Below are 16,220 nucleotides of genomic sequence, written 5' to 3'. Positions count from 1 at the left end.
CAAGACATTCGGATGATTATTTGACGATTAAAAAGGAAGAAGCGAAGGAGCGGGAAATCAAGGATCTGAAGAAAAAGCTGGCCGCTGGTGTCACCGATCCGGATGAATATTTGGAAATTGCGAAGAAGATCGGCTATGAAAACCTTGAACCTTCCCAACAGCAATATGTCATTCAGCTTGAACAAGCAAAACAGATGGAAGAAGCCGGAGAAGTGACTTGGGATATTTTAAAAGGAGCCGGCGTCGGCCTTTATGATGTCGGGAAAGACACGGTAACAGGTCTATGGGACTTCATAACCGATCCAGGGGAAACGCTGTCAGCACTGGGGAATGCAGTACTTCATCCTGTTAAAACATATGATGCTGTTTCAGCAGCAATCGAGGAATCGTATCAAAAAGATATGGTAAATGGAGATGCGTATTCCAGATCAAGATGGGTGACATATGCGGTCGGTTCAGTGGCTGTGGCTGTCGTCGGAACGAAAGGCGCAGGAGCCATTAACAAAGCTGATGCGGCGGGGAAGGTCATAAATAAGGCAGGACAGGCAGGTCAGAAAATTAAGGACATTAAGATTTCAGATTTGCTTCCTTATAACTCTAAGTATGATCTTGCTCTGACAGGTGACGTGCCATACAATGTAGTAAATGGTGAAAACCTTAAGAAAGAACTTTTGACTAATGCAAAGAAATTGGATGAAAGCAGAAAGCCATTTACTGGTCAGAAAGTAAATGTCCCTTGGTTAAATAAAGAGAAGTATGAGGCCTATGAAATAGACGGCAAAGTAAAAACAAAAGGGAAAATTAGAGATGTAAGCCGTAGGGTATATACAATGAAAGATATTGATCTTAATCAAAAAAATCGTAAAGGCTTTACGAATCTTCAACTGATGAAAAATGGTAATGCTCCGTTTGCTAAAGATGGCACGCAAATAAATTTACATCACTTAATTCAAGAAGAGCCTGGTACTATGCTGGAGATACCTGAAAGCTGGCATAATAAGTACAGTGATGTTTTGCATGGATTAAAAGGGAATGGACAGAGTTTTAGAAATGATCCTGTGCTTGATAAACAATATAAAAGTTTCAGAAGAAGGTATTGGAGATGGAGAGCTCAGCAATTTGAGAATCAAGAATAAGAGGTGAAAGTTTAATGGATTATTCGAAAATAAAAACTTTCTTTGATGAAAATAAAGAAAATTCTATTCTCACGGGAGGAGTCACTGAGGAGCGGATTAGAGAAATAGAAGAGGATCTCAATGTAACCCTTCCAGACAGCTATAAGTGGTTTTTAACTGAGTATGGTTCAGGGGGAGCATATGGAACAATGATACTCGGATATGACTCTCACGGTGCTGAAGTTGTCGAGCAGACCAATGAATATAAAAAATATTATAACCTTTCCGATGGTCTTGTAGTGATCGAATATGTAGATGAATTTTCTTATTGTCTTGACACTAACAAGATGATAGATGGAGAATGCCCAGTCATTCTTTGGGATAACCAAGAGGGATATGGTAAACAAGTTGGTAGTACATTCCTTGAGTTTTTAATAGAAGAACTTGAAGAAGCGAAAGACGACTGGATCGATGACGAGGACTGGGACGATTAAAACTAAAAAGAAGGTCTATAACTTGTTTTTCCATAGCATATCAAGGAGTATTAAAATGAGCTTCACAAAGATCGAACAAAAGTTGAAAGAGTTTACGATTGATGCTAGCACAGATCCTAGCATTAATACAAATGAACAACTCAAAGAGCTTGAAATGAACATAGGAAATCAATTACCTTCCGACTATAAGGATTTTTTGAAGGGATATGGAGGCTGTTATTTAGATAGTAAAAAAACAACAGATGAAGTTGAGTATGACGTTTGCTACAAACCATTAGAGAAAGATCCTTGGATGGGCAAGGAAGATGATACACAATTATTAGAGAACTTCTATGGTTTAGCTAACGATCATAACAGTCTCCAAGAAGCAATCAATACTTAAGTTCCATTTATATGTCGTTAAAAACAATATACAGTTACCAAAACGAAAAGAACCTTGTTAGAGACAGGTTCTTTTTGTATTTGAGTTGAATTTATCAATAGAATTACCGATAAATAACGTGAGAAATAATACCAGGTAGTTACAGAATTGAAAAATGCTTAGGTGTGTAATACTTGCACTAGCTGTCACTTTGATACAGAAGCTGCTGAAGCTTCAGTCTTCAGATTCTTCCGTTACATCTTAAAGGCCCCTTTATGGGCTCAAATTCAACCGTCATTAAAGCCAAAGGCGGAAGGAATTTGTTATACAAAGGTGAAGCAAACATATACAAATATGATGCTATACTTGGGCAAAACAGGGTAGTGATAGACATTGAAATTACAATGAACGAACTTCCTTCAAATGAGATTCAAGTTGAAGGGCTTGGAAAAAATGAAAATCATTTATAGTAACGTTGTAAAATTTGAGAGAGGGTGAATAAACCACGAAAGTTCAAAGTTTTTAGCGTTTTGCAGTTTAGCGACAGAAGGTGCAGGAAGTCATTCGAATCAGCAATGTTCAATTCGTTTTGATGAATTGAAAGATGCGCTCGAGAATGGAAAAGTGGTTGATAATCAAAACCTTAAAAGCAGTTCAGAATGAAATCACCAGTTTGATTACTGGAAATCCAGAATAACGGGTGGACGAGCTGTAACTGAAACCGATAATCAAGTGCTGGATATCATCAAACAAGCATACAAACTTGGAATGGTTACGAAAGATAATATGCTTTTGAGAAATCAAGCAATTCACGCTTATAAAACATCTATTTAATTTTAAATCGGCGTTTCAGGTGAACTTTATATCATTTCTGTTTTAGTAAACATATTTAAAAACGAAATAAGAATTAAAATATGCAGACAAAGCGGCGAAGCATATCGCATAAAGGTGTTATCAGATGTATGACCGTGCCTAAAAATAAAACTTATGAAGAAAGGAACTCTAACTTGAAATCAAATTTAGTTTCGTTTCTATTAGCATTGTCAGGATTTATATTCAGTATTTATATGCAGTCAATGGCTTACTGGAGCAATGACTCTATGTTGTGGTATTGGGTCGGTGCGGTTTTGTCGTATCTATTTGCTGCAGGATCAGTGGTTACTCTGATTCTTAACAAAAACAAAGACTCAATTCTAACAATAAGTTGTCTCTTTTTAATGATTGTAACCGTTATGCTTATTTTAGTCACAACTTTTTGGACGACTTTTATCATTATTGCATGGCAATCTGGGATGTGAGGCTAAGGGGAATATGATCTTCTTAGTATTTTTTTATTCCTGGGATTAGAATCCCTTTTTATTATTCTTTCAAATTAAATGTAACAATTCTAATATTCATACGTTCTAAATGATAAAGGCGGGATGTCATGAAAAAACGTAAAGTCATTAAAACATTGCTGGTTATTATCACTGTTCTCATAATAGCAGCCGGATGTGCACTGTTTTCTTTAATTTCAGGAGAAAAAGTTAAATATATCGGCTGTAGCCAAAGCAAGACGTGGGAAGCGTCAATCGAAAAATCAGGCAAGACCTCTATCGGCCCTAACTATTTCTTGAATTTGTATTACAGAGGTAATAAAGTGAATGAAAAGAACACGGTGATTAAGAGATTAACATTATTTGTTGACGGCCGGAAATATGGTGAATATAAAGACTATCATCTTTCAGAATACACCGGAGAGAAATTAGAAGGCGGCGGAACGGGAGAAGACCATATTCAGACGTTTGAATATATGCCGGAAAATGAAGTGATCGGTCATGAAATCACTGTTGAAGCAGTATGGAAAACCGATCATGAGTCCTATTCAGAAAAATTCAACCTGAAAAGAACGCATTGGTATGACTGAAAGAATAAAAAGAGGGCGGTATAACCCTCTTTTTGACGCGGAGCCTTTATTTTTGTTTGTTTTTCCTCGATTTGCTGAAGTCGATAAAAGAGGCATTGGAGCCGATAAAATTACTTACTAAGACATACATAAAGAAACCATTAAAAGCTCCCTGCCGGCGTCCGTTAAAAAGAATGGATAATGAGATAAGCAATACAGCCGTAAGCAAGTCTGCAGCCAGACTTATTTTACGGTGAGACCGGAAATATTCTCTTAATCTTCTGATGTTGTTCAAAGCGGACACCTCTTGATGCTTATGTATAAGAAAATAATACCATTGAAATATATGTAATATCAATGAATAAGGTTGGAAACGGAGGGGTTCAAAGTTGGGGCGATCTTGTGTAAAAGAAAGGATCAGGATGAATGTGACCAGCATCCACCCTGATCAATGGGGTTCACAGTGTTCTATTTCATTGTATTCCAATCGGAATAATATTACAAGGGTGAAAAAGAAAAAAGCGGAATGTTCTCGGCTCCTTCTGCTTCTGGAGCGGGAAACGGAAAGTGAGATGTTTGTATGAAAATAAATGATTATCTGAAGGAAAGGTTTCCGACTTTAAAATTAGTGCCCGGCATTTATCATCAATGGGACGTTGGAATTCATTTTTCTCTCGGCGGCAATATGTATCAATTTAATGAAAGCGGTGCTTTGAATCTTGAGTATTTTCAGCTTGTTCATCATCAAACCGCCGCACTTTTCAATGAGCTGTTTGAACATAGCGATGACATGTTCCTTGTTGCCAACGTGTATAAGCACAAATCTCAAGGTAATCACGCGAGAAAATTAAAGGTTTATCAGCCGTTTCTGAAGTGTAAGGATGATTTATATCGGATTCAAGTGAAGACCTGTCAATGCCCGGTCGAAGAAGAATATGAAATGCAGCAGTTTTCTTTATTATGTAAACGGAAAGATCTGCGTATCCCCCAATTACTTAAGGCAGCCGTCCACGAAGATTTTCCGCTGAAGCCAAGGTTCGGGGGCTGTTCCGTTGGGTATCCTGATGTTTTCTTTGTGAATATGACAAAAGATATTATTTTCTTTCTGTATGATGACAGAGGGTGTGAAGTCATTGCTCTTGATGCCGGAAGAATACGAAAGCTTTATGATCAATATCACGATTGGATTGAATTGGACTGAAAATGAACACATGAATTCGAATCCGCTTGTGCCGGCTTTGTTCTTGCTTAGTCGGGCTGCATGAGTGTAATGGGCAGAATTGAAGGGCGCCAGAAACTTTTTTTCCTCTCATACCGACCTTCTGCATGTTAAGCTACTGTATTTATTTTGAACGAATTCCTATTTGTAAAACGGCTGAATAGAATAACATAAAAGCTATTTTACACAGTGCAGGAGGAGAGAAATGTGAGGGCTGAACACCGTGATTGTATGGAAATTGGAATTTATTCATTTGCAGAATTATATCCCGATCCTCTGACAGGGAAAACAGTCAGCGCAAAGCAGCGGATAGATGAATTGATGAAGCTGGCGAAATTGGTTGACGACGCAGGGCTTGATGTATTCGGTGTAGGCGAGCATCATCGTCTTGATTATGCGGTATCTTCGCCGCCGGCCATCTTATCAGCGATTTCACAGATCACTGAAAATATTAAGCTGACCAGTGCCACGACTGTATTATCCACCGCAGATCCCGTCCGTTTATTTGAGGATTTTGCAACGCTTGATCTGATTTCAGACGGCCGGGCGGAAATCATTGCGGGACGGGGCGCATTTTTAGACTCGTTTCCTCTTTTCGGTTATGACGTAGGCCATTATAAAGAACTGTTTGAAGAACACATTGACCTTTTTTTAAAATTAAATTCCGGGGAAGAATCGGTTACCTGGAAAGGACGTTACCGGCCGCCGCTGCGCGAGGCAGAAATTTCTCCTCGGCCTTTTCGCGGAAGCATTCCGCTATGGTTAGGTGTTTCGGGGACTCCGGAAAGCGCAGAACGGGCCGGGCGTGCAGGTGCGGGTTTGGCATTAGCTGTACTGAGCGGTGATCCGGTGTCATCTAAGCCGCTTGTTGACAAATACCGGGAAGCGGCTTCTAAAGCCGGTCATCCTCCGGAAAATGTGAAGGTTGCCGTAAGCGGACATATGTTCATTTCAAAAACGAATGAACAGGCAATACAAGAATTTTACCCGTATCATTCAAATTACTGGTCTCATGTTCATTCATATCACGGGATCGATGAGCCTTTAACGAAGGAAGATTTTGAACGGGCGTCCGGAAAAGAAACAGCTTTATTTGTGGGAAGCTCACAGCAGATCATTGAAAAAATCATGCATCAATACGAGTTATTCGGACATCAGCGATTTCTCGCGCAAATCGATATAGGAGGTATGCCGTTTAAAAAAGCCGCGGAAAACATCGAACGATTAGCAGCGGAAGTAGCACCGGTTATCCGAAAAGAAACCGGCAAATCCAGCGAATGAAGTTCTGAGCAAAAGGGGCGGGCCGGTTTTTGGCAATCGCGGATTCGACAACAGAATCGGCCCGGCTTTTTCTTTATGATTATAAAAAACAAAGGGAAAAGCGCGAACCTCATTGCTTTTTCCTATCAAGAAAAGGAAGGTCATTTCATCCTCCATCGTGAAGTGTATATACCGAAAGGTTTTTATTAACAAAAGAGGGAGGATGATGCAGTAATGAAGGGTTTAGTCAAAGCTGCAGTTTTAACTGTTACTCTTGGTATTGGAGGCGCTTTCTATTCAAGTGATGCATCTGCGCACGGGTATATAAAAGAGCCCGTCAGCAGAGCGTACATGGGAGCATTAGAGAAACAAACATTGGGCTGGACGGCCGCTGCCCAGAAATATGGCTCCGTCATTGATAATCCTCAGTCTGTAGAAGGGCCGAAAGGATTTCCGGCTGCAGGTCCGCCGGATGGAAGAATTGCGTCTGCAAATGGGGGATCAGGACAAATTGACTTCGGTTTAGACAAGCAGACTGCAGATTATTGGGTAAAACAAAACATCCGCGGCGGTTTTAACACCTTTACTTGGTACTACACGGCCCCTCATGCGACATCAAAGTGGCACTATTATATCACCAAGAAAAACTGGAATCCGAATAAACCTTTGTCAAGAGATGAATTCGAATTAATCGGAACGGTAAACCACGACGGTTCCAAGGCAGATACGAATTTGACTCATAAGATTTTTGTGCCGACTGATCGAAGCGGGTATCATGTCATTTTAGGGGTATGGGACGTTGCGGATACTTCCAATGCCTTCTATAACGTCATCGATGTAAACCTTACACAATAATTTATGAATTACTGATCGGCTGCATGTTGATACATCGGCCGATCTTTTTAGTTTTAATGTGTGAATGAAAAGGGGAAAAACAGCAGAGCGCCATAAACATTTCATTTATGGCGCCGTACGATCATGGAGGTGCTGCTGACATGGATGCGGAGGTAAGAGGATTCTTAATAACCGCCGAGGAAAGAAGCCCCAACGATGATTAATAAAATGAATAGCACCACGATTAACGCAAAGGAGCTACCATAACCACCTGAGAATCCCATATAATCTCACCTCCTAAAGAGGATTAATACATATTATGCCGAAATGTAAAGTTTGATAGGGATGCTAGTTTACTTTTTGAAAAAAGGGTTTTAGTCTGCATATATTTTCTTCTCGCATTTCTTTTAAAGGGGGACCGTAAATGCTTCCTGTAATAGAAACGGACAGACTTATTCTTAGAGAAGTTGAAAAGAAAGATACAAAGCAAATATTTGCTTGTTTTTCAAATACAAATGTAACACGCTATTATGGTTTGGAACCTTTTGATTCAATGGAACAGGCTGAAAAAATGATTGGCTGGTTTAAAGATCAATATCATGATAAAAAGGGAATGCGATGGGGAATCGAGAGGAAAGATGCGAAGGGAATAATCGGAACTATTGGTTTTAACTCTTGGGTGCCCAAGCATAAGCGGGCGGAGATCGGTTATGAGATTCATCCGAATTATTGGAGGAATGGCTATGCTTTTGAAGCGTTGGAGAATGTTCTTTCTTTTGGGTTTGAAAAGCTTGGGCTGCATCGTATAGGCGCTGTTGTTTTCATTGAGAATGCAGCGTCTCATCAATTACTGATAAAGGCGGGGTTTCAATCTGAAGGAATTTTGAGAAGATATATGTATCAAAACGGACTGCTCCATGATACACGTGTATATTCTATACTGAATGAGATCGTTAACGAATAAATTGAAAATTCGTCGTTTTGTCAGGTGTTCTGTGGTTTAAAAAAGCCGGTGAAGGCTTATTGCAGAACTTTAAAATTGATTAGAAGCCATAAAGCATTCTTTCCGCTGCGCTTTCTGCAGACGGAGTTTGATTGAAAGAAACGATTCCGATAATCACTAACAAGATGATGAACACCAATATGCTCCACAACATTATTTTTAAAGACTTTGACATGGCATACCCTCACTTTGAAAGACTTTACCGGGGCTGCGATCGGAGCCCGCACTTCAAGTATAGTCGTTATAACGGTGAAAAATGTGCAGTATCCCGTTATCAAAATAAAAACTTGCGGGCGCTGCCGCAAGTTTTCTCCGTATTAAGGTCTGTGGAATTCAATATGCTGATTATCACGATCGAACCATCCTCTGAATGCCCAATTGATCCAGCCTCCGTCCCCTTTGTTATCGAAGGACCCGTCTTCGAAGACCCAGATTCCGTAAGTAATGCCGTCATAAACGGCTGATCCATAAAACTGAACGCCGTTAAACCGGTCTTCATATTCTTGATTTAAATTGAACACCATGACGTTGTACTTCTGTCCTGATGCGTAAAATGTTGTTTCCATGACATTTTTTACCCAGCCGGTTCGGTTTTGATCTGACTTAACTGCTTCAGCAATGCGATCTGAGATTCCGAGAACATCTACGTTTACGTTCAGCCCGGCATCAACACCCGCTGCTTTTACGTTTTGGTCTGCTGTTTGGGATAATTTACTTTCTAACGGATTTGCAACGGGTGAAACGTGAGGCGCGTTTGCGTGTTCAGACTGACTGGCTGCTGAGGCACTGGCTGTGAAAGGAATTGTTAGAGATAAAGCTAAGCATGATCCGACTACCGTTCTGGCGATTTTCATGGCTATGACCTCCTGAGGAAATTTTTTAAAATTGTTGCAAATTCATGGTATCGCAGAAAAATTGACCAAGCAAAGAGTAGATTTTCTCAAAAGTCATGTCATTCTATTTGTGTTGTTTTCTGTAAATGAAATACTTTTAATTAGGCGAAAAGGGAAGAAAATAATAGAGTCTTTTTATGTATTGTGACAGGATGACCGGATTTTGGGTGAAAATAGCCCGGAGAAACGCCATAATAAGAAAAACACCCGGATTTTACCGGGTGTAAAAAGTGTTGATATGTCAAGTTAGCAGCATTTTTTGCATTTTCTTTTATAAACAACGATGTAATCATAATCAAGATGCTTTTTATCTTGTTTCTTCTTTTTTTGTTTAGGCTGCTTTGGGTGGTGATCATAATGTCCGTTCATATCCATACCCATATCCATACTCATATTCCTCCTTTTTTCATCTGACGGTAGTATTCTATGACAGAAAGCATGGATGGCTTGGACAAATGAAACGGTATGCTGAAAAAGAGGCATCTCATTCGGTATAAAAAACAGGATCATACCCGCCCGATAGAAAAGAGAGGAGATGATCCTGATATTGAGTCCCTATTTGATAACCGCAATTGCAATGCCGTACCCTTTTTCAGAACTGTACAAGGCTGTCAGTTTCAATACCTTCCAGCCTTCCGCGGCTTTAGTCCCGATTCCGTTATGGGCCGTGATATAATCTCCCGGGCTGACCGTACCGTCGACCCGTACGTAATGCCGGCCGTTGAGTCCGACAATATGCCATTCGTCTCTGGCCGCGCGTGCTTCATAGTCAGCTTCAAGAGCTGGACTGCAGTCTGGGTTTTGTTTCGGCACGCGTACCGTTTCTCCTGTTTCTTCGTCAGTTACATTTTCGTATATGAAACCGCCGAACTCGTTTGTCAAAAAGCGGCTTTGCCATCCGAAGCTTGCGGCTCCTGAGATAAAAGCGGCTGTTTCTGAAATGACGCCGAGCATGTAATCTCCGACGTGAGCCAATTCAATTTTTTCGCCTTTCACTGTGACGATCGTCCCGGCGGGAATTGTCTGGCCGGTTACACTTTCAAAATATTCTCCATACCCTGACAGGGAAGAGGTGACAGCTCCGGCGAACGTACCGTGGCCGCCCGCTGAATCCAGTTTCCATTTGATGGACTGATGCCCTCCGGCAACCGTGTATGGTTCTTCCAATGTAATGCTTTCTGATGACAGAATCGTTCTGGAGACTTTGCTGCCCGTTATATGGACATTGTTTGAAGCGGCGATAAATGCCCTTGAACCTTCAGAACTTGAACCTCCGGAAGAGCTGATGATCGCATTTCTGTCACCTCTGGCCGTAATATCGCCTGTTCCCGCAATAACGGCGCTTGTCGGGTTGAATGCAAAACCGGAGCTGGTCGCGAGCTGTGCGCCTCCCTTTAAATTGACGGGGATCTGCTCATAAGTCTGTCCTTTTATAGATGCGGCCGCGCTGTAACCTTCCGCTTGCACCCCGAGAATGACGGCCTGACTGTTAGGGGACGTAATTCCGACCGAACCGCCGTCTCCGATCATCGTACCGTTCATAATATTTACGTTATATTGGCCTCCGCCGATTGAGATGCCTTTAGGAGAAGACTTGTATATATCAAAATTTGAAATTTTAACATAATCGGTTTTATTTGATCCGCCGGATATATTGATGTCAACACCGGCTTGTGTAAAGCCGCGTATTTTAATGCCGTTAATCGTAATATTTTGACTGCGGTATTGAAGAGCCACGACTGGATTCCCGCCATAGTCGTATGAGGGATCACCAATAGCTGTGAATCCGTTTACATTAACGTTTTTATAGGCAGAGATGACCAGCGCCCTCGGGGTCACACCGTCATAGAGAGCATTGAATACCGGTTCAATCGCGGTGCAATCGGTTAAAGTAACATCATAAGCCGTCGTGCTTTCGGGGTCTGAGGCCTGATGATGGCCGATATGACGAATATCAAATGAACGTACATCACGATACGAAACATGACCGATAATATGAACATTTTGAGAAGCCGGCCACAGGCTGTGCGCCTTTACCTCAATCCCGCGGATATTTCCGCTCGTATAGTTATTTAAAAGCCATACATGTTTAGAGCCGTCGTCAATTTCAATGCCGTTCGAGTTTGCGCTGCCCTCAGCATGCTCTGTGCCGCGGGGGTTTCCGGAATGGCAGTTGGAAATGAAAATATACTCGCTGTAATGGGTGGTAATGCCGTCGTCTCCGGCGCCGTATGCCACACAGTTATCAATCCATATATATCGGCAGCCGTCTTTCGTCCATTCTGTTTTAGGCAAATGATCGTAAGTCGGAGATGTAATATCAATACCATGGAGACCCGCGTTAACCGTTTCAACATTCTTAATCCAGCCGTATTGCACATTAGCAAACGTTAAACAGCTGGAAAACTGTCCTCCGGGGTTCCTGACCCCGCATTGACGATCAGGATTCCAGTCTAAAGTCATGTTCTGGACAAAAATATTACGGTTTCCATTATCGTAATCATCGTTAGTAATGACCCATTCGTATGCGGGAGTGTCCTCATGAAGCTTAAGCACGGTAATCCCTTGTCCCTCACCGGAAATGGTAGTCCATGAGGGGAGTTTTATCCCTTGAACCAAAAATTCTCCTGCGGGGACATTTACTTTGACCCGGCCGTTCCCGATCGCTCTCCGAAAGGCTTCCGTATTGTCCCGGCCGTCAGGGACCGCTCCGTAGTCCTCCACATTCACTTCCCGGGTGATTTTATTCATAAGCATTTCGTATTCTGTATCAAGCCGTTCTTTTAAAAGTGAGGTGACCATTCCTTCCGCCGTCACCCGGGCATCTGCGATCTCAAGATTATCATCCGTTGCGGAATGCTTAATAAAATTCTGCATCCTTGCTTTGAGATGCTCCAATTCAGAGGGCTGTGCAGGGCGAGACTGCAATGGGGCGTTTAAAGACGGATCAGGAAAGTTTTTAAATTGAACCATTCTAAAGACACCTCTTTCTTTTGATATAAGCGCCTGAGGCAGGGGACAGAAAAGAGTCGCGCACCCTTTAAGCGCTTATTCTTCAAATTCTTTATTCAGAACGAAATTCCTTTTGAAACCAAGGTGAAATTTTAAAAAAGCTCTGTTGAAAGAACGGATATAAAGCTTTGCATTATTATAATTGAAGCTGTCATGTGAAAATGGAGGAAAAAACTGATAGGAAGGGCCCTCATTTTAGGTTTATTCTCATTGACTTCGCTGTGCTTCCTCTTCGGCTGCAAATACACCAAAATCAACATTCTTATCAGTTAAATGGTATAATGGGGCACGGATTGGTCATCAATACGACTGAAATAGGGAAGCAAAAGGAGCAGCGAACATGACTTTACAAATCAAAATTAAATATTCAGATGATACGCAAACGAGAATCAGTAAAATTGAACAGGGCGATTGGATTGATCTGCGGGCAGCTGAAGATATCACAATCAAAAAAGGTGAATTCAAACTTATCCCGCTTGGAGTTGCGATGGAACTGCCGGAAGGATATGAGGCCCATGTCGTTCCGCGTTCAAGTACATATAAGCATTTCGGTATCATTCAGACAAATTCAATGGGAGTCATTGATGAATCATATAAAGGCGACAATGACTTCTGGTTTTTTCCTGCATTCGCGCTTCGGGATACCGACATTTCCAAGGGGGAGCGGATCTGCCAATTCAGAATCATGAAGAAAATGCCTGAAGTGGAGCTGATCGAAGTAGACAAGCTCGGGAACAATGACCGCGGCGGACTGGGATCAACAGGCACGAAATAAAACGAAAAAAGACTGCTTAACAGCAGTCTTTTTTTATGGAAACAGCAGTTACATTCAATTTGTTTCGGGATTCTTGAATTGGGAAATCATACGTCACGTTCGAATTTGACTTCGAAATAAGCGGCCGCTCCGTAACCGTCTATGCCAAGAGCAAATAGTTAAGCCTTCCGTCTCTTTGAACAGAAAGACTTTTTTAGGTTAAAGGATAGAAGTTGTTTTGATGTTTTTATTCTTCAAGATGAACGGAGGTTTTGTCCAACGTATATAATATTGTGACAAAAGTGTAAACAAAAGAAAGGATGATGTTATGGCAAAAAGGGTTAGAAGAGTAGACCGTAAAGTAGCTGGCAAAGAGGCAGAGCAGAAGAAACCGTCCAAAGTCACCCTGTTCTGCCGTTCGCTTCAAAGGCTGAAGCATTTGTATTGTAACATAAACATACAAATGCCATCAATAACCAAAAAAGGAATTTTAGTTTTGATTTTACCGTTTTTGCTCCTGCCGTTCTTTCAGGCTAATGCCGCTTCAGATATTTACGGCAGTTTCGAGGAATTAAAGCTGAATGAAAATCCTTCCGATTTTTCCATTTCAACGCGAGAACATAACCCTTCTGTCCTCATATTAGCTATACACGGCGGAGGCATAGAGCCGGGGACCAGTGAGTTAGCCAGAGAAATTGCCGAAAACCGGAGTTTATATTTATTTGAAGGGTTAAAATCAGCCGGTAATGCGGCTCTGCATTTGACAAGTTCGCATTTCGATGAACCTAAGGCCGTGCAAATGGTGAAAGAGCACTCTAATGTCATTTCATTGCACGGTTACGGCAGTGATGATAAAAAGATAAAAATCGGCGGTACAGACAGAGAACGGGCCGAACTTTTGACCGATGTGCTGAAACGGCACGGGTATCCTGCCGTTCTTCTCGGCATAAATGATAAATATGCAGGCGTCAGTCCGAACAACCTTGCCAATCAATCTTCATCCGGATTGAGTATTCAAATCGAAATGAGCACCGGCTTCAGAAAATCACTATTTGACACTTTTACGCTGAAAAGCAGAGCATCCACACAAAACGGGACCTTTTATCAATTCACAAAAACGATTTCTGATTTTATCAGTGACAATTATGAATAAGCACGCCTATTTTGTCGGCGGGGCTTTTTCTTTTGAAATTTATGAAACTTTAAGTTCTTAAGATCGTATACATAATTGACAGGATGAAAGAAAAGAGGTGGGCAAATGAAAGTGATGATCGGGTCTATCATTCTTCTTGTCATCATCGGATTCGGTTTATGGCTGATGCTTAGTCCAATCTTTAAACAAGTGGGAAGCAGAGCCAAAAAATTCAAAAAGTCATGGGAGGAAGAAGATCAGCATGAGCGAAAATAAGCGCGGAAACACAAAAAAAATTCTCGGCGGTGTGATTATAGGTGCAGCCCTTTTAATTGCGGGCGTTACAGCGTCACTATTCATTGAAAAAATACCGAACGGTTATGTCGGGGTTGTATACTCACCGAATGGCGGGGTAAAATCCGACACATTGGACCAAGGCTGGCACTTAGTCGGTTTATTTAATAAAGTAACGGAATATCCGGTGCGTATGCAGACAGTGAATAATGAAAATATAAAAGTGGCAACCTCAGACGGTAAAAATATAGAAATGGATATCGCTTACAACTATGTCGTGCAGCCTGATAAAGTAGTCGATCTGTTTAACAAATTCGGCGCGGTAAACGTTGAAACGATTGAAAATACATATTTAAAAACAAGGCTGTGGGATGCGGCGCGAAAATCAATCAGCAAATACTCGGTTATTGACACATACGGGCAAAAATCTGCAGAAGCCGCTGCCGATGTTCAAAAGAGATTTGCTGATGATATGAAGAGTCTTGGATTTTTAATTGATGATCTGACGCTTGGCGTACCGAAGCCGGATAAAGCCACACAGGAAGCTATCGATGCAAGGGTGAAGTCTTCACAGGAACTTGAACGGACACAAACTGAAATTAAAATAGCCGAAGCCGAAGCGAAAAAGAAAAAAATTGAAGCGGAAGGGATCGCTGATTACAACCAAATCATAAAGAAATCAATGTCCGATGAAATGATTAAATATAAATGGATTGAAAAATGGGACGGAAAAACGCCGAAAGCGACAGGCACAGACTCGCTGCTGCAGCTGCCGCTGGACGATCAGAAGCAAAAATAAAAAGAGAAGGAGGCGATTGCCTCCTTTTTATGTTTTTTCCTGAGGGTCTTTTTCCGGCACTAATTCTTCAGACGCCTCGGTTTGATAGCTCCATAGCGTGCTATCCGCCTCTGTTGTGTCCTGATAATCTTCGGGAAGTACATATTGCTGCAAATACCGGTGAAAAAATGCCTCAAAAACAGAAATGCCAAGTGCAGAGATAACCGATGCCGCGGCAGGAGAGACATTAAATCCGCCAATGTTCATAAGGAATATCCATAATATAATGAATGAAATTCCGAAATCAGCTGCAACGGCTGTGAAATTGCTTGTTCTCGGCAGAATCATGCAATCACCCGCAAAATAAGTGATTAAACTTAAGATCACTGTAATAAACAGAACGTTTAAAAAGGTTACTTGGTACATAAGATCCAGAACAATGTACAGTAAAGCAAGTGTGAGCGCCGTTTTAGAAGCGAAAGCAATTACGTGTTTCATTTGAACCACCTTCGTTATTTCGTTTAGTCTTCATTGTAAGCAATCCGCAAATTTTTAAACTGGTATATAGTGGTTATAAAGTATACGTTTTAATAAAATGTGAATAGACATCACAGGATTCACAAGTTAAAATATGTAAAAAGGGGGATGCAAATGAAAAAATACTGGATTTGTATTGCTGTTTTTTTATTATGTTTTAGCGGAATACACTCAGCTAAAGCGGCTACCACTGAATTCGGATCAAAAACAAGCTTCACTTTGGAGGGAAATGCAAAAGAGTTTCATATTGAAAATCCTGGGGCTGTAGCTGCCGACGATTACTTTTTAGGATATAAGTTCACCATCATGAACAACTCTTCGTGCGGTTTAAGCATGAAACTCCAGCGGATGGCGCTGAACGGAAATTTTTATACATTAAGTTCTAAAAACTACAGCGGCAGCTGGTTAAACCTCAGTGCCCAGGATAAAAAATCAATTGATCCGTATCACAAATACAGAATTCTGGTTGAAAGTTCTTCAAACGTCTGTGGCCCCGCCTATATTAAAGGGTTATACGGTGTAGAATATTATCATTTTGATTGAAAATAGATACTCGCTAAAGGCAGCGGGTTTTTTTATATTTAAATATAACCTATTGTACTATGTACTAAATATTCATATATAAATTTTGATCGCCCGCCCAAAAGAA

Annotated in this window: 20 protein-coding genes and 2 pseudogenes; 16 read left to right on the top strand and 6 right to left on the bottom strand. The window is 41.1% G+C overall.

Annotated features, from left to right (window positions below; translation table 11 throughout):
- From ACNFN4_RS17910 to ACNFN4_RS17880, 7 genes and pseudogenes are all read left to right on the top strand, one after another.
- On the top strand, window positions 1–1,136 hold a 1,136-nt coding region (locus ACNFN4_RS17910), incomplete at its 5' end, for an HNH/ENDO VII family nuclease (protein WP_448200366.1).
- Between the two features lie 14 nt (window positions 1,137–1,150).
- Window positions 1,151–1,609 (top strand): SMI1/KNR4 family protein, encoded by a 459-nt coding sequence (locus tag ACNFN4_RS17905; protein WP_014418000.1) that lies wholly within the window; start codon window positions 1,151–1,153, stop codon window positions 1,607–1,609.
- Window positions 1,610–1,664: 55 nt separating this feature from the next.
- Window positions 1,665–1,988, top strand: a pseudogene (locus ACNFN4_RS17900) (SMI1/KNR4 family protein); the annotation flags it as partial.
- Window positions 1,989–2,290: 302 nt separating this feature from the next.
- Window positions 2,291–2,440 carry a hypothetical protein gene (locus tag ACNFN4_RS17895; protein ID WP_223257613.1) on the top strand — a complete coding sequence of 50 codons (150 nt, stop codon included), beginning with the start codon at window positions 2,291–2,293 and terminating at the stop codon, window positions 2,438–2,440.
- Window positions 2,441–2,468: 28 nt separating this feature from the next.
- A pseudogene (locus tag ACNFN4_RS17890) lies at window positions 2,469–2,804 on the top strand (hypothetical protein).
- 80 nt (window positions 2,805–2,884) lie between these two features.
- On the top strand, window positions 2,885–3,268 hold the full coding sequence (locus tag ACNFN4_RS17885) for a DUF3902 family protein (RefSeq protein WP_306383674.1): 384 nt from the start codon (window positions 2,885–2,887) through the stop codon (window positions 3,266–3,268).
- Window positions 3,269–3,396: 128 nt separating this feature from the next.
- Window positions 3,397–3,876 carry a DUF4944 domain-containing protein gene (locus ACNFN4_RS17880; protein ID WP_088056489.1) on the top strand — a complete coding sequence of 160 codons (480 nt, stop codon included), beginning with the start codon at window positions 3,397–3,399 and terminating at the stop codon, window positions 3,874–3,876.
- Window positions 3,877–3,922: 46 nt separating this feature from the next.
- Here the strand turns inward: ACNFN4_RS17880 and ACNFN4_RS17875 are convergent, their stop codons facing one another.
- Entirely contained in the window at window positions 3,923–4,159 is a 237-nt protein-coding gene (locus tag ACNFN4_RS17875; protein WP_225513857.1) for a hypothetical protein, read from the bottom strand.
- A gap of 276 nt (window positions 4,160–4,435) precedes the next feature.
- Here ACNFN4_RS17875 and ACNFN4_RS17870 point away from each other — a divergent pair, with 276 nt between their 5' ends.
- The 3 genes from ACNFN4_RS17870 to ACNFN4_RS17860 all read left to right on the top strand — a co-directional run bounded on the left by ACNFN4_RS17870 (window position 4,436) and on the right by ACNFN4_RS17860 (window position 7,189).
- Window positions 4,436–5,056: a DUF3885 domain-containing protein gene (locus tag ACNFN4_RS17870; RefSeq protein ID WP_017417864.1), complete on the top strand. Its 621-nt coding sequence runs from the start codon at window positions 4,436–4,438 to the stop codon at window positions 5,054–5,056.
- 225 nt (window positions 5,057–5,281) lie between these two features.
- Window positions 5,282–6,355, top strand: coding sequence for an LLM class flavin-dependent oxidoreductase (locus tag ACNFN4_RS17865; protein ID WP_095060109.1), 1,074 nt, complete (start codon window positions 5,282–5,284; stop codon window positions 6,353–6,355).
- 213 nt (window positions 6,356–6,568) lie between these two features.
- Window positions 6,569–7,189, top strand: a complete 621-nt coding sequence (locus ACNFN4_RS17860) for a lytic polysaccharide monooxygenase auxiliary activity family 9 protein (RefSeq protein ID WP_003154023.1) — start codon at window positions 6,569–6,571, stop codon at window positions 7,187–7,189.
- 164 nt (window positions 7,190–7,353) lie between these two features.
- Here the strand turns inward: ACNFN4_RS17860 and ACNFN4_RS17855 are convergent, their stop codons facing one another.
- Window positions 7,354–7,452 (bottom strand): YjcZ family sporulation protein, encoded by a 99-nt coding sequence (locus tag ACNFN4_RS17855; protein ID WP_003154022.1) that lies wholly within the window; start codon window positions 7,450–7,452, stop codon window positions 7,354–7,356.
- 140 nt (window positions 7,453–7,592) lie between these two features.
- On the opposite strand from ACNFN4_RS17855, the gene ACNFN4_RS17850 reads away from it, so the two are divergent.
- Complete coding sequence (locus ACNFN4_RS17850; RefSeq protein WP_014418009.1) at window positions 7,593–8,132, top strand: GNAT family N-acetyltransferase; 540 nt, start codon at window positions 7,593–7,595, stop codon at window positions 8,130–8,132.
- A gap of 356 nt (window positions 8,133–8,488) precedes the next feature.
- On the opposite strand, the gene ACNFN4_RS17845 is transcribed toward ACNFN4_RS17850, so the two are convergent.
- The 3 genes from ACNFN4_RS17845 to ACNFN4_RS17835 form a co-directional block, all read right to left on the bottom strand.
- A complete protein-coding gene (locus ACNFN4_RS17845; RefSeq protein WP_007611706.1) occupies window positions 8,489–9,025 on the bottom strand; it encodes a hypothetical protein in 537 nt (178 codons plus the stop codon).
- 285 nt (window positions 9,026–9,310) lie between these two features.
- On the bottom strand, window positions 9,311–9,451 hold the full coding sequence (locus tag ACNFN4_RS17840) for a hypothetical protein (protein WP_162984842.1): 141 nt from the start codon (window positions 9,449–9,451) through the stop codon (window positions 9,311–9,313).
- A 168-nt stretch (window positions 9,452–9,619) separates the two neighbouring features.
- On the bottom strand, window positions 9,620–12,037 hold the full coding sequence (locus tag ACNFN4_RS17835) for a peptidase G2 autoproteolytic cleavage domain-containing protein (protein WP_448200365.1): 2,418 nt from the start codon (window positions 12,035–12,037) through the stop codon (window positions 9,620–9,622).
- Between the two features lie 379 nt (window positions 12,038–12,416).
- On the opposite strand from ACNFN4_RS17835, the gene ACNFN4_RS17830 reads away from it, so the two are divergent.
- The 4 genes from ACNFN4_RS17830 (at window position 12,417) to ACNFN4_RS17815 (ending at window position 15,055) form a co-directional block, all read left to right on the top strand.
- The gene (locus ACNFN4_RS17830) at window positions 12,417–12,851 is read left to right on the top strand and encodes a dUTP diphosphatase (protein ID WP_003154017.1); all 435 of its coding nucleotides are present in this window, start codon (window positions 12,417–12,419) and stop codon (window positions 12,849–12,851) included.
- Window positions 12,852–13,158: 307 nt separating this feature from the next.
- Window positions 13,159–13,983 carry a poly-gamma-glutamate hydrolase family protein gene (locus tag ACNFN4_RS17825; protein WP_448200364.1) on the top strand — a complete coding sequence of 275 codons (825 nt, stop codon included), beginning with the start codon at window positions 13,159–13,161 and terminating at the stop codon, window positions 13,981–13,983.
- Window positions 13,984–14,088: 105 nt separating this feature from the next.
- A complete protein-coding gene (locus ACNFN4_RS17820) occupies window positions 14,089–14,238 on the top strand; it encodes a hypothetical protein (protein ID WP_014418013.1) in 150 nt (49 codons plus the stop codon).
- Entirely contained in the window at window positions 14,225–15,055 is an 831-nt protein-coding gene (locus ACNFN4_RS17815) for a prohibitin family protein (protein ID WP_014418014.1), read from the top strand. The genes ACNFN4_RS17820 and ACNFN4_RS17815 overlap by 14 nt, the downstream gene beginning before the upstream one ends.
- A 27-nt stretch (window positions 15,056–15,082) precedes the next feature.
- Here ACNFN4_RS17815 and ACNFN4_RS17810 read toward each other — a convergent pair whose 3' ends face one another.
- Complete coding sequence (locus tag ACNFN4_RS17810) at window positions 15,083–15,532, bottom strand: YndM family protein (protein WP_014418015.1); 450 nt, start codon at window positions 15,530–15,532, stop codon at window positions 15,083–15,085.
- Between the two features lie 153 nt (window positions 15,533–15,685).
- Here ACNFN4_RS17810 and ACNFN4_RS17805 point away from each other — a divergent pair, with 153 nt between their 5' ends.
- Window positions 15,686–16,114, top strand: a complete 429-nt coding sequence (locus ACNFN4_RS17805) for a hypothetical protein (protein ID WP_014418016.1) — start codon at window positions 15,686–15,688, stop codon at window positions 16,112–16,114.
- Window positions 16,115–16,220: the final 106 nt, after the last annotated feature.

Source organism: Bacillus sp. N1(2025), from assembly GCF_053470005.1.
The sequence above is the reverse complement of the archived record's forward strand: the minus strand, read 5'-3'. Positions and strand labels throughout refer to the sequence as shown.